This window comes from Streptomyces sp. NPDC058469 (assembly GCF_042721125.1).
Classification (GTDB): Bacteria; Actinomycetota; Actinomycetes; order Streptomycetales; family Streptomycetaceae; genus Streptomyces.
In genome coordinates this window covers 1-16,500 of record NZ_JBHXME010000056.1, presented here as the reverse complement: position 1 = coordinate 16,500, position 16,500 = coordinate 1, and the positions used below count along the sequence as shown (strand labels likewise).

17 protein-coding genes and 2 pseudogenes are annotated in these 16,500 nt (G+C 69.6%); 12 read left to right on the top strand and 7 right to left on the bottom strand.

Features of this window, described 5'->3' with window-relative positions:
- Positions 1-60: 60 nt before the first annotated feature.
- Genes ACFWP5_RS23735 through ACFWP5_RS23725 form a run of 3 tightly spaced genes read right to left on the bottom strand, consistent with a single transcriptional unit; the run spans position 61 to position 3,192 of the window.
- Entirely contained in the window at positions 61-1,434 is a 1,374-nt protein-coding gene (locus tag ACFWP5_RS23735) for an FAD-binding oxidoreductase (RefSeq protein WP_384159901.1), read from the bottom strand.
- Positions 1,431-2,375 carry an amidohydrolase family protein gene (locus ACFWP5_RS23730; protein ID WP_384159898.1) on the bottom strand — a complete coding sequence of 315 codons (945 nt, stop codon included), beginning with the start codon at positions 2,373-2,375 and terminating at the stop codon, positions 1,431-1,433. The genes ACFWP5_RS23735 and ACFWP5_RS23730 overlap by 4 nt, the downstream gene beginning before the upstream one ends.
- Positions 2,368-3,192, bottom strand: a complete 825-nt coding sequence (locus ACFWP5_RS23725) for an SDR family NAD(P)-dependent oxidoreductase (RefSeq protein WP_384159895.1) — start codon at positions 3,190-3,192, stop codon at positions 2,368-2,370. The genes ACFWP5_RS23730 and ACFWP5_RS23725 overlap by 8 nt, the downstream gene beginning before the upstream one ends.
- Before the next feature lie 133 nt (positions 3,193-3,325).
- Here ACFWP5_RS23725 and ACFWP5_RS23720 point away from each other — a divergent pair, with 133 nt between their 5' ends.
- The 4 genes and pseudogenes from ACFWP5_RS23720 to ACFWP5_RS23705 all read left to right on the top strand — a co-directional run bounded on the left by ACFWP5_RS23720 (position 3,326) and on the right by ACFWP5_RS23705 (position 6,044).
- A complete protein-coding gene (locus ACFWP5_RS23720) occupies positions 3,326-4,717 on the top strand; it encodes a hypothetical protein (RefSeq protein WP_384159892.1) in 1,392 nt (463 codons plus the stop codon).
- A gap of 43 nt (positions 4,718-4,760) precedes the next feature.
- Entirely contained in the window at positions 4,761-5,390 is a 630-nt protein-coding gene (locus ACFWP5_RS23715; RefSeq protein ID WP_384159889.1) for a carboxymuconolactone decarboxylase family protein, read from the top strand.
- A pseudogene (locus ACFWP5_RS23710) lies at positions 5,387-5,577 on the top strand (CoA-transferase); the annotation flags it as partial. The gene ACFWP5_RS23715 and the pseudogene ACFWP5_RS23710, both read left to right, overlap by 4 nt.
- A gap of 203 nt (positions 5,578-5,780) precedes the next feature.
- Positions 5,781-6,044, top strand: coding sequence for a hypothetical protein (locus tag ACFWP5_RS23705; protein ID WP_384159886.1), 264 nt, complete (start codon positions 5,781-5,783; stop codon positions 6,042-6,044).
- A 276-nt stretch (positions 6,045-6,320) separates the two neighbouring features.
- Here the strand turns inward: ACFWP5_RS23705 and ACFWP5_RS23700 are convergent, their stop codons facing one another.
- From ACFWP5_RS23700 to ACFWP5_RS23690, 3 genes are read right to left on the bottom strand one after another with little or no spacing between them, the layout of a single operon-like run.
- On the bottom strand, positions 6,321-6,731 hold the full coding sequence (locus ACFWP5_RS23700) for an arsenate reductase ArsC (protein ID WP_384159883.1): 411 nt from the start codon (positions 6,729-6,731) through the stop codon (positions 6,321-6,323).
- Positions 6,724-7,842, bottom strand: a complete 1,119-nt coding sequence (gene arsB / locus ACFWP5_RS23695; protein ID WP_384159880.1) for an ACR3 family arsenite efflux transporter — start codon at positions 7,840-7,842, stop codon at positions 6,724-6,726. The genes ACFWP5_RS23700 and arsB overlap by 8 nt, the downstream gene beginning before the upstream one ends.
- Positions 7,839-8,216, bottom strand: a complete 378-nt coding sequence (locus ACFWP5_RS23690; RefSeq protein WP_384159877.1) for an ArsR/SmtB family transcription factor — start codon at positions 8,214-8,216, stop codon at positions 7,839-7,841. Before ACFWP5_RS23690 ends, arsB begins: the two co-directional genes overlap by 4 nt.
- Positions 8,217-8,300: 84 nt before the next feature.
- Here ACFWP5_RS23690 and arsM point away from each other — a divergent pair, with 84 nt between their 5' ends.
- The 7 genes from arsM to ACFWP5_RS23655 all read left to right on the top strand — a co-directional run bounded on the left by arsM (position 8,301) and on the right by ACFWP5_RS23655 (position 15,101).
- Positions 8,301-9,203 (top strand): arsenite methyltransferase, encoded by a 903-nt coding sequence (gene arsM / locus ACFWP5_RS23685; protein ID WP_384159874.1) that lies wholly within the window; start codon positions 8,301-8,303, stop codon positions 9,201-9,203.
- Positions 9,204-10,098: 895 nt separating this feature from the next.
- Positions 10,099-10,686: a carboxymuconolactone decarboxylase family protein gene (locus ACFWP5_RS23680; RefSeq protein WP_384159871.1), complete on the top strand. Its 588-nt coding sequence runs from the start codon at positions 10,099-10,101 to the stop codon at positions 10,684-10,686.
- 2 nt (positions 10,687-10,688) lie between these two features.
- Complete coding sequence (locus ACFWP5_RS23675; protein ID WP_384159869.1) at positions 10,689-11,288, top strand: carboxymuconolactone decarboxylase family protein; 600 nt, start codon at positions 10,689-10,691, stop codon at positions 11,286-11,288.
- A gap of 35 nt (positions 11,289-11,323) precedes the next feature.
- A complete protein-coding gene (locus tag ACFWP5_RS23670; protein WP_384159866.1) occupies positions 11,324-12,313 on the top strand; it encodes a hypothetical protein in 990 nt (329 codons plus the stop codon).
- An 83-nt stretch (positions 12,314-12,396) separates the two neighbouring features.
- Positions 12,397-13,134, top strand: coding sequence for a TetR/AcrR family transcriptional regulator (locus tag ACFWP5_RS23665; RefSeq protein ID WP_384159863.1), 738 nt, complete (start codon positions 12,397-12,399; stop codon positions 13,132-13,134).
- A gap of 248 nt (positions 13,135-13,382) precedes the next feature.
- Positions 13,383-13,532, top strand: coding sequence for a hypothetical protein (locus tag ACFWP5_RS23660; protein ID WP_384159860.1), 150 nt, complete (start codon positions 13,383-13,385; stop codon positions 13,530-13,532).
- Positions 13,533-14,096: 564 nt separating this feature from the next.
- Positions 14,097-15,101 carry a sugar ABC transporter substrate-binding protein gene (locus ACFWP5_RS23655; RefSeq protein ID WP_384159857.1) on the top strand — a complete coding sequence of 335 codons (1,005 nt, stop codon included), beginning with the start codon at positions 14,097-14,099 and terminating at the stop codon, positions 15,099-15,101.
- A gap of 40 nt (positions 15,102-15,141) precedes the next feature.
- Here ACFWP5_RS23655 and ACFWP5_RS23650 read toward each other — a convergent pair whose 3' ends face one another.
- Positions 15,142-16,143 carry a LacI family DNA-binding transcriptional regulator gene (locus ACFWP5_RS23650; protein WP_384160021.1) on the bottom strand — a complete coding sequence of 334 codons (1,002 nt, stop codon included), beginning with the start codon at positions 16,141-16,143 and terminating at the stop codon, positions 15,142-15,144.
- Positions 16,144-16,347: 204 nt separating this feature from the next.
- Here ACFWP5_RS23650 and ACFWP5_RS23645 point away from each other — a divergent pair.
- A pseudogene (locus ACFWP5_RS23645) lies at positions 16,348-16,500 on the top strand (2-keto-myo-inositol dehydratase); the annotation flags it as partial.

The window sequence follows — 16,500 nt, the reverse complement described above, 5'->3', positions numbered from 1 at the left end:
TGTCGACACTATTTGATGGTCAAGGGGTCGAACGATCCCATTATCGGCAATCTGTCGACACTAGCGGGTCGTGGCGCGCTGGCGATGCCGGGCGAGCGCCGTGGTGGACTCCTCCGGGGACAGATAGGTACGGAACAGGCCCCGCGGGTCATGGAGCCGCCTCAGCCGCTCCAGACGCTCCGCCTGTGCGGGCTCCAGCCCGCGGGCGGGCCGGTCGGCCGGATTGGCGTCGGCGAACTGCGTGCCGCGGGCTACGGGTGCCGTCGCGCGCAGCGTGTCATGGGCCCAGGTCTCGGCGGCAAGGTCGTCGGCGAGGTCGCGCCACACGGCGTTGGGCGAGAAGTAGAGCCGTGCCTGGGTGGACCAGCAGGCGTTCTCGCGCGTCGCCTGGCCTCCCCAGAGCATCCACAGCAGGAAGCTCTCGCGATTGGGCAGCCCGTCCAGCACGTCACGGCCCGCGTAGAGCACCTCCGCCACCGGCGCCCCGGTCCACACCCCGTCGACGGCGTACCGGTTGCCCTGCGGGGTGAGCGTGTCGGACAGCGCGTAGAGGTCGTCCAGCGTGGCGGGCACCCGCTCGACCCGGCGCAGGGCGTGCCGCAGGAAGGGGGCCTTCTCCAGCGGCTCCAGCATCTCGGGGCCCGCGCCGCCGGCGCAGAACGCGGCGGCCGTGACAGTCGTGGTCTGGCGCTCGATCCCGGGCGTGTGGGCGACCTTGGCGGACATCTCCAGGGACGTCGAGATATGCGGTACGGCGTCGTAGGTCCACGCCAGCACCTCGTCGCGCAGTTCCCGGGGGAAGACGTAGGCGCTGCGCAGGATCTGGTCGTACGCCGGATACACCCGCAGATGGAAGCGGGTGACCACGCCGAAGAAGCCGGGGCCCGAGCCGCGTACCGCCCACATCAGGTCCGGGTGGGTCTCGTCCGTGGCGTGCGTCAGGGTGCCGTCGGCCAGCACCACGTCGACGGCCTCCACGCTGAAGCACGCCGGGCCCAGGGCACGCGAGTTCCAGCCGTAGCCGCCGCCGATCAGGAAGCCGCCCATGCCCACCGAGGGGCAGTGACCGCTGGGGAAGACCAGGCCGCGCTCCGCGAGCAGGGTGTTGAGGCGTGATCCCTGGACGGCGGGGCGGACGGTGGCACGGCGGGCCGGGGCGTCGATGGTGACCTCGTCCAGCGCGGACAGGTCGATCAGCAGACCGCCCTCGCGCACGCCGGTGCCGATCCAGCTGTGCCCGCCGGAGCGGACGGAGATCGTCAGGCCCCGGGCGGCGGCCAGCCGTACGCCTTCCTGGACGTCCCGGTCGCTCCGGGCCACAAGGATGAGGGCGGGGTGACGGTCGGGCTTGCGGGCGTTCCAGACCGCGCCGAGGCGTGCGGCCTCGTAGCCGTCGGAGCCCCTGGCGAGGAGGGAGCCGTCGAAGTGCGTCATGAGTGCTCCGGATGCGGTGCGCGCGGATCTTCGTCGCGGGGGAAGTCGAAGAGTTCGGCAGGGTTGTCGACCAGCAGCCTGCGCAGCCGCGCGGGATCGGGGGCGATCTCCGTCAGCAGGTCCACGAGCAGGCCGTCGTCCGGTGCGGCCCCGGCGATGTTCACATGGGGGTAGTCGGTGCCCCAGACGGTGCGCTCGGGGGCGTACGCGACGAACGAGGCGGCCAGCGCCACGGCGTCCTGGTACGGCGGACCCTGCCGGGAGACCCGGTCGGCGCCGCTCACCTTGAGCCAGACGTCGCCTGTGTCGAGCAGTGAGCGCAGACTGCGCAGGGCGGCACTGCCGGGTCCCTCCGTGATGTCCACCCGGGCGAGGTGGTCGACGGCCACCCGTCCCGGCAGGGAGCGGATGAGCGGTTCGTAGTCGCTCACCTCCCGCCCGGTGAGGTGGAGTTCGGCGACCCAGTCGAGGCCGTCCACCCGTTCCAGCACGGAGTCGATCTCCTGCCGGGTCGGCGCGGTGCGCAGGTGCGGCAGGAAGTTGAGGCGGAAGCCGCGCACGCCGGCCCGGTGCAGTTCCTCTATCTCCGCGCGCGTGGTGGTGTCACCGATCAGCGCCACTCCGCGCAGCCGTCCGCCACCGGCGTCCAGGGCGTCGCGCAGCAGCCGGTGGTCGGAGCCGTTGCAGGAGGACTGGACGATCACGGCCCGGGTGAGCCCCAAGTGGGCGTGGAGTGATGCCAGTTGCTCCTTCGGCGCGTCGACGGGGGTGAAGGTGCGCTCCGGCGCGTAGGGGAAGACCTCGGCGGGTCCGAAGACATGGCAGTGCGCGTCGCAGCTGTCGGGCGGAAGCACCAGGGCGGGTCTGCGCGGTGCCGGGTGCGGGGGCGGGCAGCCCGGCGAGGGCGCGGGCCGGGGACGGTCGAGGATGGGCTCAGTCACAGCGGGCCGTCATTCCACCGTCCACGACGATCTCCGTGCCGGTCACGAACCGCGCCTCGTCGGAGGCGAGGAAGAGGGCGGCGTACGCCGTGTCCCGGCCGTCGCCCATGAAGCCGAGGGGGATCCGGGCCTGCCGCTGGGCGAGCAACTTGGCCACGTCACCGTCCGCCCGCTGACCGGCGAGCCGTGCCTCGACCATCGGCGTGTGCAGCTGTCCCGGCACGACGGTGTTGACCCGGATGTTGTCGGGCGCGTACTCGACGGCGGTGACACGGGACAGCTGGATGACCGCCGCCTTGGCCGCCGCGTAGCCGGCCTGGGCCGCTCCGGTCCAGCGCAGCCCGGACGCCGAGGCGGTGTTGACGATGGAACCGCCCCCGCCGTTCCGCATGATCGGGATCACGTACTTGCAGGCCAGGAACGCGCTGGTCAGGTTGGTCAGGAGCTGGCTGTTCCACTCGTCCAGGGAAAGATCGACGACACCGCCCGCGCGGGAGCCGCCGACGTTGTTGACGAGGATGTCGATCCGGCCCGCCCGGCGCCCGGTCTCCTCGAAGTACTCGCGCACGGCGGCGGGTTCGGTCACGTCCAGCAGGTCCGTGCGCACCGCTCCGCCTTCGGCGCGGACCTGGTCCGCCGTCACCTCCAGCGTCTCCTTGTCGAGGTCGGTGAGGTGGACGGTGGCACCCTCCCGGGCGAAGAGGACGGCGGCGGCACGTCCGTTGCCCCAGCCGGGGCCCACGCTGCCGGCGCCGCTGATGACGGCGATGCGCCCGGCCAGGCGGCCCGGCCAGGCCGGGGGCACGTCTTCGGTCACGGGGTCTCCCTCGGTTCAAGGTGGGCGTTCATCTGCCGACAGTTTCAGCGAGTGTCGACAGAAAGTAAACACCGCGCCAGATAATCGCAGATGGACCCCACTTCTCTTGCATGAGTGTCGACAGAATGTTTGGATGGACACTCAAGAAGAGACAAGAAGAGAGCTGCGGAACGCCCACCGGGAGGGACTCATGGACAAACCGGCCGTGTTCACCGACGAGGAGATCTCCCGTTTCCGGGCCGAGATCGCCGCCAGGCGCGCGCCCGGCGCCTACGAGCCGGGCCGCTGGTCGGTCAGTCCCCTCACCCGGCACCCGGACACGAGCGGATCGATGCCCGATTCGGTACGGCTGCGGGACGCCACCCTGAGGTCGGTCGAAACCCTGCCCGGCGTCGTGGCCACCACCGAGGCGAAGGCCGGCTATCTGCGCCGGCTCGTCGGCGCGGGCGTCCGCGAGGTCGTGACGGCGGGGCTCGCCGGCCGGGACGACGCGGCCCTACGCACCGAGGTCGACACCGTCAAGGGCGAGAACCCCGACTGCAGGACGGTCCTTCCCCTGCTGCGCACCACCGCGGACATCGACCGCGCCGCCGACGCCGGCTACGACGCCGTCCAGATCTGGGTGCAGGGCTTCGGCGAGGCCTCCCTGATCTACAACCCGGCCGTCTACCAACGCTCCTGGCAGGGCGAGGAGTGGCGCACTGCGGACACCCCGCGCAGCCGCGCCGACGTACTGGCCCGCGCCGTACCCCTGATCCGGCACGCCCGCTCCCGGGGCCTGGACGCGGTCGTACCGATGCTGATGGTCTCGTACCTCACCGACGCGGTCCTGGAGGAGTCGGTCGCCGTCCTGACCGGGGCCGGCGCCACCGAACTCACCCTCTTCGACGGCCCCGGCGCCATGAGCCCCGAGGCCTACGGCCACCTGGTCACCCGTACCAGGGAGCTCGCCCCCGGTGTCCAGGTCGGGCTGCACCCCCACAACACCTTCGGGCTCGCCGTGGCCTGCGCGGTCGCCGCCGTCCGGGCCGGCGCCGACGTGGTCGAGCTGTCCGTCAACGGCTACTGCGGGGGTCCCGGCAACGCAGACCTGGCCGCCACCGCGATGGCCTTCGAGGCGCTGTACGGGGTGCGCACCGGAATCAGGTCCGAGCGGCTGACGGACCTCGCCCGGGCCGGTGAGGCCCTGACCGGCTATCACGTCGCCTGGAACCACCCCGTGACCGGCACGAATGCCTTCTCCTGGGGAGGCATGGACCTGATCACCCAGGAGACCGCCGTCGACCCACTGCTGCACAACTGTCTGGAGCCCGCGCTCGTCGGCAACGAGCGCAGGACGCCGTTCACTCCGGACAGCGGTCCCTACACGCTCGCCGACAAGCTGGCCGCCCTGGGCATCGATCTGGAACCCGCGCAGGTCGACGTCGTACTGCGGGCGGCCCGTGAGGTGATGGCCCGCGAGGGGCGGCTGCTCACCGACGCCGATCTGGCGGCGCTGGCGCAGAAGGCGACCGAACGGGCCTGAGTGCCCGGCCCTCCCGAGCCACTGCACACGTTACGGAGCCCCGATGCCCCCGACGTCCACCGGCCGCCTCCCCCTGTTCCACCCGGAGCGGCTCGATCCCGACCAGCGTGCCCTGTACGCGGACATCACCGGCGGACCGCGCTCCGCCGGACCCCAGCCGTTCGCCCTCACCGACGCGGACGGACACCTCAACGGCCCTTTCAACGCGATGCTGTTGAGCCCCCGGACGGGCAGCGCGCTCCAGGGGCTCGGAGCGGCGATCCGCTACCGCACCACACTGTCGCCCCGGGTGCGCGAGACAGCTGTCCTCGTCGTCGCCGCCGTCTGGGACAGCGCCTTCGAGCGGTACGCCCACGAACCGGCCGGCAGCGCCGCCGGACTGACCGACGCCGAGATCCGCGCCCTGCGCGACGGCGCCGACCCGGGTCTGACCGATCCGTTCGAGCACGCGGCCTGGGCGACGGCCCGCACGCTCGCGACCCCACCGCGGCACCTCGACGACACCTGGTACGAGGCCGCCCGGGACGCGCTCGGCGAGACCGCGCTCTTCGAACTGTCCACACTCGTCGGCTACTACGCGACGCTCGCCCTCCAACTCCGCCTGTTCGACGTCCCCGCGCCGGACCTGCCACGGAACGAACCACCGTCCATGGACAAGGAGTCCGTCCCGTGAACAAGATCTGCGCGACCGCGGCCGGCGCGGTACACGACATCGGCGACGGCGCCTCGCCGGCCGTCGGCGGGTTCGGCCTCAGCGGAGTGCCGAACGTCGTGATCGCCGCGCTGTACGACCGGGCGTGAGCGGACTGTCGGTCGTCTCCAACAACTGCGGCGTCGACAGCGCCGGCCTCGGCGCCATGCAGGTCTCCGCCACCGGCGACCTCGCCGGCCTCGACATCACACCGGAAGGCCTCGCCCTCGTGGAATGCGGGCCGGGCGGGCCCCCAGGACATCGCCAAGCACACCGGGACAACGGCTGTGCCTGCGGCTGCGGCTGACGGCGGGCCGGACCCGACTCCTGGGCCTGCTCACGGAGCCGGCCGTCCCCGAACGGGCGCCGCACGTGCTGGGCGTCGACGGCTTCGCGCTCCAGGAGGAGAAGCGGTACGGCACCCCGCTGGTCGACGTCGAATCCGGCCGCGCTGTCGATGTCCTGCCCGACCGCGAGTGCGACACCTTCGCCGCCTGGCTCACCGCGCACCACGGCGCCGAGATCATCTGCCGGGACCGTGTCACTGCCTACAGCAAGACGATCGAAGCGATTTCAAAGAGTCTCATCACCGTCGGCTACGCCTCTCCGTTCTCCCGCCGCGCCTTGGACGGATGACCGGATCCGCAGTTGATGCCGGATCCGACTCGGGTGCCTGCCTACGTTGCAAGCGGGGCTCTCTGCCATTTCGGGCGCCCGAAACCCGCTGTCTGTTTGTGTCCCGTCCCGTTCCCCGCTCCCGCCGGGCACCTCGGTGACAGGGGACAGGCAAGATGGTGAACGCGACGGCTTGGTGAATCCCAGGAGGTGTTGCCGTCGGCAGCGGTTCGGGCGCGGCCGTCCCAGTTTTCGTTGTCGGCGGGCGGCATCGCGTACGACGCGGCAGGTGCGGTGTTACGCGATCTCGTCGATGAGTGCGCGGACCCGCCGTTCGATCTCGTCGCGGATCAGCCGGACTGCTTCGAAGTCCTGTCCGGCGGGGTCGTCGAGCTTCCAGTCGAGGTAGCGCTTGCCGGGGAAGACAGGGCAGGTGTCGCCGCAACCCATGGTGATGACAACGTCGGAAGCACGTACGGCCTCGGAGGCCAGGGCCTTCGGGACTTGGGTGGAGATGTCGATGCCGGCCTCGGCCATCGCGGCGACGGCGGCCGGGTTCACTCTGTCGGCGGGGACAGAGCCGGCAGAGCGGACCTCGATCCGGTCTCCGGCGAGGTAGGTGAGCCAGGCGGCGGCCATTTGGGAGCGTCCGGCGTTGTGCACGCAAACGAACAGCACTGACGGCTTGGCGGCGGGGGCGTCAGACACGGGCGGGTCCTTCCGGAGCGACGGCCCGCTCGGCTGCCGGGGCGGGCCCGTCGGGGAAGAAACGGCGGGAGGCGAGTGCCACGTACACGAGGCCGATCAGGACGGGGACCTCGATGAGCGGGCCGACCACCCCGGCGAGGGCCTGGCCGCTGGTGGCACCGAAGGTGGCGATGGCCACCGCGATGGCCAGCTCGAAGTTGTTGCCCGCGGCAGTGAACGCCAGCGTTGTTGCCTTCGGGTAGTCGAGGCCGACTGCGCGGCCGAGGGCCATGGAGCCGGCCCACATGAGCGCGAAGTACACCAGCAGCGGCAGTGCGATCCGGACCACGTCCAGCGGCTTCGAGGTGATGGCGTCGCCCTGGAGCGCGAACAGCACCACGATGGTGAACAACAGTCCGTACAGGGCGAACGGTCCTATGCGTGGGATCAGCTTCGTCTCGTACCAGGTGCGGCCCTTGGCCTTCTCGCCGAGGCGGCGGGTCAGGAATCCGGCCAGCAGGGGGATGCCGAGGAAGATCAGCACGGAGCGGGTGATCTCCCACACCGAGACGTCCAACGCGGTCTGCTCCAGACCGAGCCAGCCGGGCAGCACGGTCAGGTAGAACCAGCCGAGCAGGCTGAACGCGAGGACCTGGAAGGCGGAGTTGAGGGCGACCAGAACGGCGGCGGCCTCGCGGTCGCCGCAGGCGAGGTCGTTCCAGATGATCACCATGGCGATGCACCGGGCCAAGCCCACGATGATCAGACCGGTGCGGTACTCGGGCAGGTCGGGCAGGAAGATCCAGGCGAGCGCGAACATGACCGCGGGCCCGAGTACCCAGTTCAGCACCAGCGAGGGCAGCAGGAGCCGCCGGTCACGGGTGACGGTCTCCAGCCGGTCGTAGCGGACTTTCGCCAGCACTGGGTACATCATCACCAGCAGGCCCAGCGCGATGGGCAGCGAGACACCGGTAACGGTGACCTTCACCAGCGCGTCACCGAGACCGGGCGCCAACCGGCCGAGCCCCAGGCCCACTGCCATGGCGGCCAGGATCCACACCGCCAGGTAGCGGTCGAGGAAGGAGAGGCGGCCCGCGACCGCACCGGCAGCGGGGGAAGACGCCGTGCTCACGAGGCGGCCCCGGTCGGCTCGGCGGGGCGGGTGAGGACCTGCGCGAGTCGGTCGGTGGTCTCCGGGACGAGCCGGTAGTACACCCAGGTGCCGCGTCGCTCGGAGCCGATCAGCCCGGCCTGCTTGAGCAGCTTCAGGTGGTGGGAGATCGTCGGCTGCGACAGGTCGAAGGCGGGGGTCAGATCACACACGCAGATCTCCCCTCCGGCCCGCGAGGCGATCATCGACAGCAGCCGCAGCCGGACCGGGTCCCCGAGCGCCTTGAACACCCTGGCCAGGTCCATGGCCTGGTCCTGGTCCATGGGTTCGGTCAGCAGGGTGGGACAGCAGTCGGTCTCATCCTGGCCGAGCAGGACCAGCTCTTGTTTCGACATGCTTCTATATTGACGCTTTTCAATTCAGGGCGCAAGCTTGCATCGAGGAACGTCAATGCAACCGGATCTGTCGAGGAGCACGTCATGAGCGAGCAGTCCACCGAACTGCGCGAGACCGTCCGCCGGCGGTACGCGGCAGCCGCCGTCCAGGTCGCCGAGGGCGGCACCGCGTGTTGCGGGCCGCAGGCGATCGAGGTTGACGACAACTTCGGCTCCGCCCTGTACGCCGCCGACGAGCGCGATCAGCTGCCCACCGCGGCAGTCGCCGCCTCGCTCGGCTGCGGCAACCCCACCGCCGTCGCCGATCTCCACGAAGGCGAGCACGTGCTCGACCTCGGATCCGGTGGCGGCATCGACGTCCTGCTCTCCGCCCGCCGGGTCGGCCCCAGCGGCAAGGCGTACGGCCTGGACATGACCGAGGAGATGCTCGTCCTCGCGCTGGCCAACCAGAAGGAGGCTGGGGCCACCAACGTCGAGTTCCTCAAGGGCCCTATCGAGGCCATCCCATTGCCCGCGAACACGATCGACGTCGTGATCTCCAACTGTGTGGTCAACCTGTCCACCGACAAGGCGGCCGTCTTCGCCGAGACCTTCCGCGTGCTCAAGCCCGAAGGCCGGATCGGCATCTCCGACGTCGTCGCCGATGACGCCCTCACCCCGGCCCAGCGGGCCGAGCGCGGCGACTACGTTGGGTGTATCGCCGGGGCTCTCTCCTTCGCCGAATACCGCCAGGGCCTGGAAGCCGCCGGATTCACAGGTGTCGAGATCACCCCGACCCATGCGGTCGCCGACGGCATGCACTCCGCCATCGTCCGCGCCGCCAAGCCCATCACCAGCGGCGATGCGAGCCACGAGGCTGCGGGAAGTGAGGCCGGCGACTCGTGTTGCGGCGTTACCGCCTGCTGCACGCCCACCGAGCAGTCCAGCGACCCGGCCCTCACGGTCGCCGAAGCCAAGAGCGCCTCGGGTTGCGGCTGCCGGTCCTGACCAGCCCGGGCACACGAGGCGGACGTCGTAAGGGTCATGGCGTACTTCCCAGCGGCCCTTGTGATCGGCCGGACCGGACTTCTCCCGCCGCAGCCCGTCGAACGCGTCGCCGTCGTAGATCCGGTGCTTGATCTTGATTCCGTAGGAGCTGACCACCTGCCAGCGGGTCGGCAACAGCTTCAGGTAATCCTCCGCCGACAACGCCAGCGGCAGGTAGCCGGCCGTCTCGTTGCGCGGGTGTCCGTGGCCCCGCAGCCGGCGCACGTTCGCCAGCAGCACCGAGTCAATCGGCTCCCGCCCGGCGAAACTGCCAGCCCGCCAGGTCGCAGACCCGCTGGGTCACCGCGAACGCCTGGGCGTCGTCCGGCTCGATCCGGTCGTCCGGACGGACGTCGACCACCACCCCGGCGCCATCGGCAAGACGGGCGAAGAAGTCGGGGACGTGCCCCAGTCGCCCCCCGGCGCGTGGGCCAGAACAGCCGGAACGGCTGCGACACCAGCCCCGTCACCCGCGGATTGAAGTCCATCAGCATCGCGTGATCACGCCCCAGCCGGGACTCACAGTACGTACGCACCTTCCGAACCGGCCCGAGCGACCCGACCCTCTGGCTCCACACAGCCGCCAGAGCCTCACGACGGCGTACGCAGTCCGCAACAACGAACTCGACCTGAAAACCCCGTGCCCGACGTCAGCGATCGCCTCGACAGCCACCCGGCCCCTCACCAGAGCGAACGACACAAGCCCTGATCACGAGAGGGCCACACATCCACCCCTCCGGCCCACAAGTTGACGAGGGACGGGACCGTTTGCTCATCGCCTCCGACGGTCGTAGCGTGGAGTCTGAAATAAAATGAACGCTCATTTTTTGAGCACACGCAGCTCAGGGAGAGCACCATGCGACTGCCGCTACTGCGCCCGGCGGAGCTGACCGCCGAGCAGCGCCCCCTCTACGAGTCCTTCGAGCAGATGACCCAGGCCGAGGAATATCAGGGCTTCGAGGTCAGGAACTCCGACGGCGCGTTCGTCGGGCCGTGGAGCGTGATGCTGCACTTCCCGGATCTGGCGGTGCCGCTGGGCCGGTTCATCGCCATGGCCCAGAAGCTGGACGGCGTCAGCGAGCGAGCGCGCCAAGTGGTGATCCTGACAATCGGCGGCCGGTTCGACGCCGCCTACGAGCTGTACGCGCACACGCCGCTGGCGTTGCGTGCCGGATTGCGGCCGGACCAGATCGCGGCGCTCAGCGCGGGTACACGGCCGACGGATCTGGGTGAGGACGAGCTGCTCGCCGCGGATGTCGCGACCGCGTTGACGCACGGTGGCGCCGTGCCCGGACCGCTGTACGACGCGGCGGTCCAGGGGCTTGGGCAGCGGGGCTTCGACACGGTGGTGTTCATCGCCGTCCACTACCTGACGCTGGCCACCCTGCTCAACGCATACGACGTGCCCGCCGAGATGCCCACGACACAGACCGTCCAGGAGTGACCATGCACAGTGCCAACGACCTCAAGGCCATGCTCGATGACCCGAACGACTTCGGCACGTTCGGCCGGTTCGTGGAAACGCCGGTCGACGAGATGCCGACGGAGATGCGGGAGGCGTTCGCCTTCACCCTGAAGCTACGCGGCCTGGTCCCGGGCCCGCACAAGATCTGGGCGGCGAACCCGACCCTCCTGAAGACGATCGCGCCGATCGGCGCGTACTTCCAGACGGATTCGACGTTGTCGAAGGCGGAGATCGAGATCGCGACCTGCGTCATCTGCGGGCGCTGGGGTGCCGCGTACGCGTGCCACGAGCACGAGAAGATCGGGGAGATCCTCGGCGGGCTCGACCCCGCGAAGGTCGAGGCCCTGATCACCGGAGCACCCACCGCGTTCGACGACGAGCGGCAGCAGACCGTCTACGAACTCGCCTCGACCCTGGCCGGCGTGCGCGTCGTACCGCAGGGGTTGTCGCACCGCGCACGGCAGGTGCTCGGCGACTCCGGCGTCGCCGACGTCACGGTCCTGATGGGCTGGTTCACCGCCGTCTCCCTCACGCTGATCGCCTACGACGTGCCGGCGAACGCCACCGGACTCGACCAGTAAGGGCCCCGACAAACACGCAGCGGAAAGGGATCCTCATGACCATCGCCCCGCTTCCCCAGGTCGCCGTTACCCCGGTCGCGCACTTCCCCGAGAAGTACTTCCTGGAGAACCTCACCGTCCGCGCCGACGGCTCGGTGCTGATCACCGCCGTGCTGCAGAAGGAGCTGTGGTACGTGCCGGGCCCGGCACGCACGCTCGCCGATCCGGTGCTCGTGCACACCTTCGACCACCCCGTCACGGGCATCGTCGAAATCGAACCCGACGTGTTCGTCCTGAGCCTGACCGAGGCCTACACCACCCACGAGTCCCACCTGGTCCGCCTCGATCTCAACGGCTGGTCCCCGGGTTCGCCGGTCGACCCGGCGGTGATCCTCACCTTCGACGAGCGGGCGCGGGGGTTGAACGGCAGCTGCCGGCTCGGCCCCGGTGTGATGGCCGTAGCCGACTGCTTCGCCGGACTGATCTGGCGCGTCGACCTGACACCCGGCGCGCACAGCGCGACCGCGCGGGTCTGGGCCGAGCACGACACGATGGCCGATGACCCGGACAGCGAGATTCCGTGGCCGCCACAGCCGGGGATCAACGGCGTGCGCTACGGCGCGGAGACGGGATACCTCTACTACACCTCGACCGCACAGAAGGTGTTCATGCGCGTCCCGGTCGACCCCGTCACGCTCGACGCGGCAGGCATTCCCGAGTTCGTCGCGGCGATCACCGACGGCGACGACTTCGCGATCGACGAGGCGGCCGGTTTCGCGTACGTCGCCCGGCACCGCGCGAACACCCTCGACCGCGTCCCGCTCACCCCGCGGCACGGCAGCGAGGTGCGCCACCTCGCCGGAGAGCCGTTCGACCCGGTGCTCGTCGGGCCGTCCAGCGCCTACTGGGGATGTGAGCCCGGGGACAAGGGACGCGTTCTGTACGTGACGACCGACGGCGGCACCACCGCCCCGCCCGCCGGTGTCGTACGCAACGCCGCCCTGCTCCGCGTAGAACTCGATCCCGGCGCCCCCACCGGGACATGAGCAGCTTCTTCTTACGAAGCGGAGGCCCCGCCGCACGTCGACCAAAACCGACCAATCGTTCTTTTTATGTTAGGGTCAAGGTCATGCCCAAGGTCACCGAGGAGTATCGCGACGCGCGCCGGAGGCATGTTCTCGACGCCGCCCGCCGCTGCTTCTTGCGTGACGGCTTCCACGCCACGTCCATGGCGGATGTATGCCGTGAGGCCGAAGTGTCCTCCGGCGTGGTCTACCTGTACTTCTCGAGCAAGAACGAGATCATCGCTGCGATCGCCGCTCAGAACCTCAGCCGCATCAGCCAGGCGGCCGCGGACTTGGCGCAACGCCACGGGAGCCGGGGTGCGGGCGCAGTGCTCGCCGAGTTGCTCGGCTATGTCCGCACCGAACACGAGCGCAACGGCCTGGCCTCGGTCGCCTTGCTCACCTGGTCGGAGAGCCTGCGCAACGATGTGCTGGCGGAGAGCCTGAGGGATGCGTTCACGGAGGTTCGTCGCTCGTTGACGACGCTGCTGCGCGAACAAGAGCGTTCGGGACGGCTCGGCCCGCTGAGCACCGAGGCAACCGCGTCGATCATGATCTCGGTCCTCGTCGGCTACGTCACGCAGTTGGCGACACAGCCGCCGGACGCCACCGCGCCCGTACCCGACGCCGCGACCGCGCTCTGGGGACCGGACCCCGCCGACACGACCGACAGCGGTTTGCACGACGCTGCGCCGCTGGGATCGAACGCAGACGTGGTCGTCTACCGTGCCCCGCTCTGGGCAGGCCACGTGCGTGACCACGACTCCGGGGACCACGGCAGGCCGGAACCGGCACCCAGCTGACGTCCGTCGGCCCCTGACATCGAACTCCCGCGACGAGCCTTCCGACGTCCCCCGGCACGGGCACCCCAAAGGCGTACAGGAGCCCTACACCACGTACCTGACCGAATGGCTCGCCGACGGCACGACCAGCCCGACCGAACTCTTCCGGGAGATCCGCCAGTGCGCCGACATGAGGCCGACTCAGGACCGGCACCGTCGAACCCGCCCGCACCGCCGTCCCCAGCCCGCGCAAGATCACCACATGGATCATGCTGCCTCGCGGCGCCCTGAAGCGCCGCGAGGAAGAACAGCCGCTTGGAGTACGGCCGACAGGTCCCGACATCGCCCGAGCCTGTGACCTCGCCCGCACCTTCCACGACCTGCTCCAACACCGGCGCGGCCACCAGCTGCTGGAGTAGGTACGCCAGGCCGGACACGGCGCGCCGGGCCCCAAGACCATCAAGCGGGCCGTGTACGCCCGAGCCTCGTTCCGCCTGCTGCGTACCCATATCCCGCTTCGATCTTGACCTCGAATTCTCGCAATCGCTGCCAGAATCGGCGAGATCCCCACAAAGCGACGCTTGAAGCTTCGCAATGGAGCCCCGTCGAGCTCGTTTGAACTCTCAAGCGTGAAGCAGGCGCAGTTGTCGAAACGTCCTGACAAACCGATTGACATCCCCTGGAGCCGGTCTCATAGTTACGAGCTACTAGAGCGCGCTAATGACGCGCTCTAGTAACGCACCCCGAGCAGTCGCACCCATGACCGCTTCCACGCCGCACCACCCCACCCACGCGAGGCACCCGGTGACCACCAGCCCGCCTCGCCTGGGACGAGCACGCCTCCACCACCGTCGCCAGGGGGCTCCCCGCCACCCGTCGATGCCCGGCCGCAGCCCGCCGGCCGCATCGGCCCGCAATCCGCTCCCCCTGAGACGAACTCCGACGAGCACGAACCCCAACAAGCACAGTGAGGTGCAAGGGACATGCACAGAAACCACCGAGCCGCCGTCCTGACGGCCGCAGTCCTCACCGGCGCCCTGTTCGCCACGGGCTGCTCCAGCAGCTCCGGCGGCAAGAAGTCCACGGATGACGGGGGCGCCGCCTCCGCGGGCAAGGCCACCACCCCTCGTATGACCGTGGCCATGGTCACCCACGCCGCCCCCGGCGACACGTTCTGGGATCTGGTCCGTAAGGGCGCCCAGGCCGCTGCCACCAAGGACAACGTCAAGCTCGTCTACTCCAGCGACCCCAGCGCCGGCAACCAGGCCAACCTCGTGCAGAACGCGATCGACCAGAAGGTCGACGGCATCGCACTCACCGCCGCCAAGCCGGACGCCATGAAGGACGTGGTGGCCAAGGCGAAGTCGGCCGGCATCCCCGTGGTCGGCTTCAACTCCGGTGTGAGCGACTGGAAGAAGCTCGGCATGCTGGAGTACTTCGGACAGGACGAGAACATCGCCGGCCAGGCATTCGGCCAGCGCCTGAACCAACTCGGCGCCAAACACGCCCTCTGCGTCGTCCAGGAACAGGGCCAGGTCGCCCTGGAGGCCCGGTGCGCCGGCCTGAAGAAGGGCTTCAGCGGCAAGACCGACATCCTCTACGTCAACGGCACCGACATGCCGTCCGTGAAGTCGACGATCACCGCGAAGCTCAGCCAGGACTCCTCCATCGACCAGGTGGTCACCCTGGGCGCCCCGATCGCGCTGACGGCGATCCAGTCGTTGTCCGACTCGGGCAGCAAGGCCAAGGTCGCGACCTTCGACCTCAACCAGCAACTGGTGAAGGCCGTCCAGGACGGGTCCGTGGAGTTCGCGGTCGACCAACAGCCTTACCTGCAGGGCTACTTGGCGGTCGACTCCTTGTGGCTCTACAAGACCAACGGCAACTTCAGCGGCGGCGGCACTGCCCCGGTGCTGACCGGCCCGGCCTTCATCACCAAGGACAACGTGGACGCCGTAGCCAAGTTCGCCGCGAAGGGGACGCGGTAACCGCTCCGCCCCGCTCGCCCCGGAACCGTACGTCCGCCTCTCAGGCCGGCGGTTCCGGGACCGGCCCACTGCTCCCCCGGACCACCAGCTTCGGGTCCAACACCGCTTCCCGCGGCTCCAGTTCGGGCTTCTCCAGCCGCTCCACCGCGAAGCGCACCGCGTACTCCGCCATGAGCCCCGCGTCCTGACGGACGGTGGTCAAACCGATCGGCATCAGATGCGAGAGATGGCTGTCGTCATAGCCGACGACGGACACATCGCGCGGCACCTCGACACCGGCCCTGGTCAGGGTCATCAACAGGCCCATCGCACAACGGTCGTTGCCGGCGAGGACCGCGGTCGGCAGGGGCTGCCCCTGGTCGCGTTCCGCCAGGAGCAGCCGACCGGTCTCGATGCCCGACTGCTCCGTGTGATCACCGGAGACGACGCGAGCCTCGGACTCGAGCCCGTGGCGCCGCATCGCCGCCCGGTAGGCGCGGCGCCGCTCGGCCGAGCCGGGGCCGCCGCCGCCGTCGATGTGCACAATCCGGCGGTGCCCCAACTCGGCGAGGTGGTCCATGGCCTGCCGTACACCCTTGCCCTCGGCGGAGTGCACGAAGTCGACGTGGGCGAGCGGAACCCGCCGACTGACGGAGACGGCGACCGTACGGCGCCCCAGTTCGTCGAGAAGGGAAGGCTCCGCGAACGAGCCGAGCAGGATCACCGCCTCGCAGCGGTGACTGAGCAGCGCCTCCACGGCCTTCTCCTCGCTGCGGCCCTGCGTGGCGCCCGACAGCAGCACCTCGTAGCCGAGGCGCTCGACCTCGGCGTAGATGCCCTCGATGAGGTCGGTGTGGAAGGTCTGGTGCACGGTGAACATCACGCCGAGCGTGCGGCTGCGGCCGCGGGCCAGCAGCCGGGCCGCGCTGTCGGGGCGATAGCCGATCTCGTCGGCCACCCTCAGCACCCGCTGCCGGGTCTCGTCACTGGCGCCCGGCTGGTTGCGGAAGATGATCGAGACCAGCGCCCTGGAGACACCGGCCTTCTCGGCGACATCCGCCATCGTGGGCCGCTGCTTGCCCGATGCATCCACCTGTGAAACCACCCTTCGACGCGGCCCACCTTAGCCAGTGGACTCGAAATCTCCCGGCAACAGGCTATTGACATGACATTTGGACCAGGGTCATCGTACTCGTACTAGAGCGCGCTAGTAGAGCGCGACAGCAAACACAACGAATCTCCCGATCTCGGGGTGAAGGGACATGTCATGGCAACGGCGCCAGGCCCGCTCCGCACCATCGCCGGCAACCTCTGCCTGGGCTCCGCCCCCGACTCCTGGGGCATCTGGTTCCCCGAGGACGAGCAGCAGGTGCCGTACATCCGCTTCCTCGACGAGCTGGCCACGGCCGGTTACGAATGG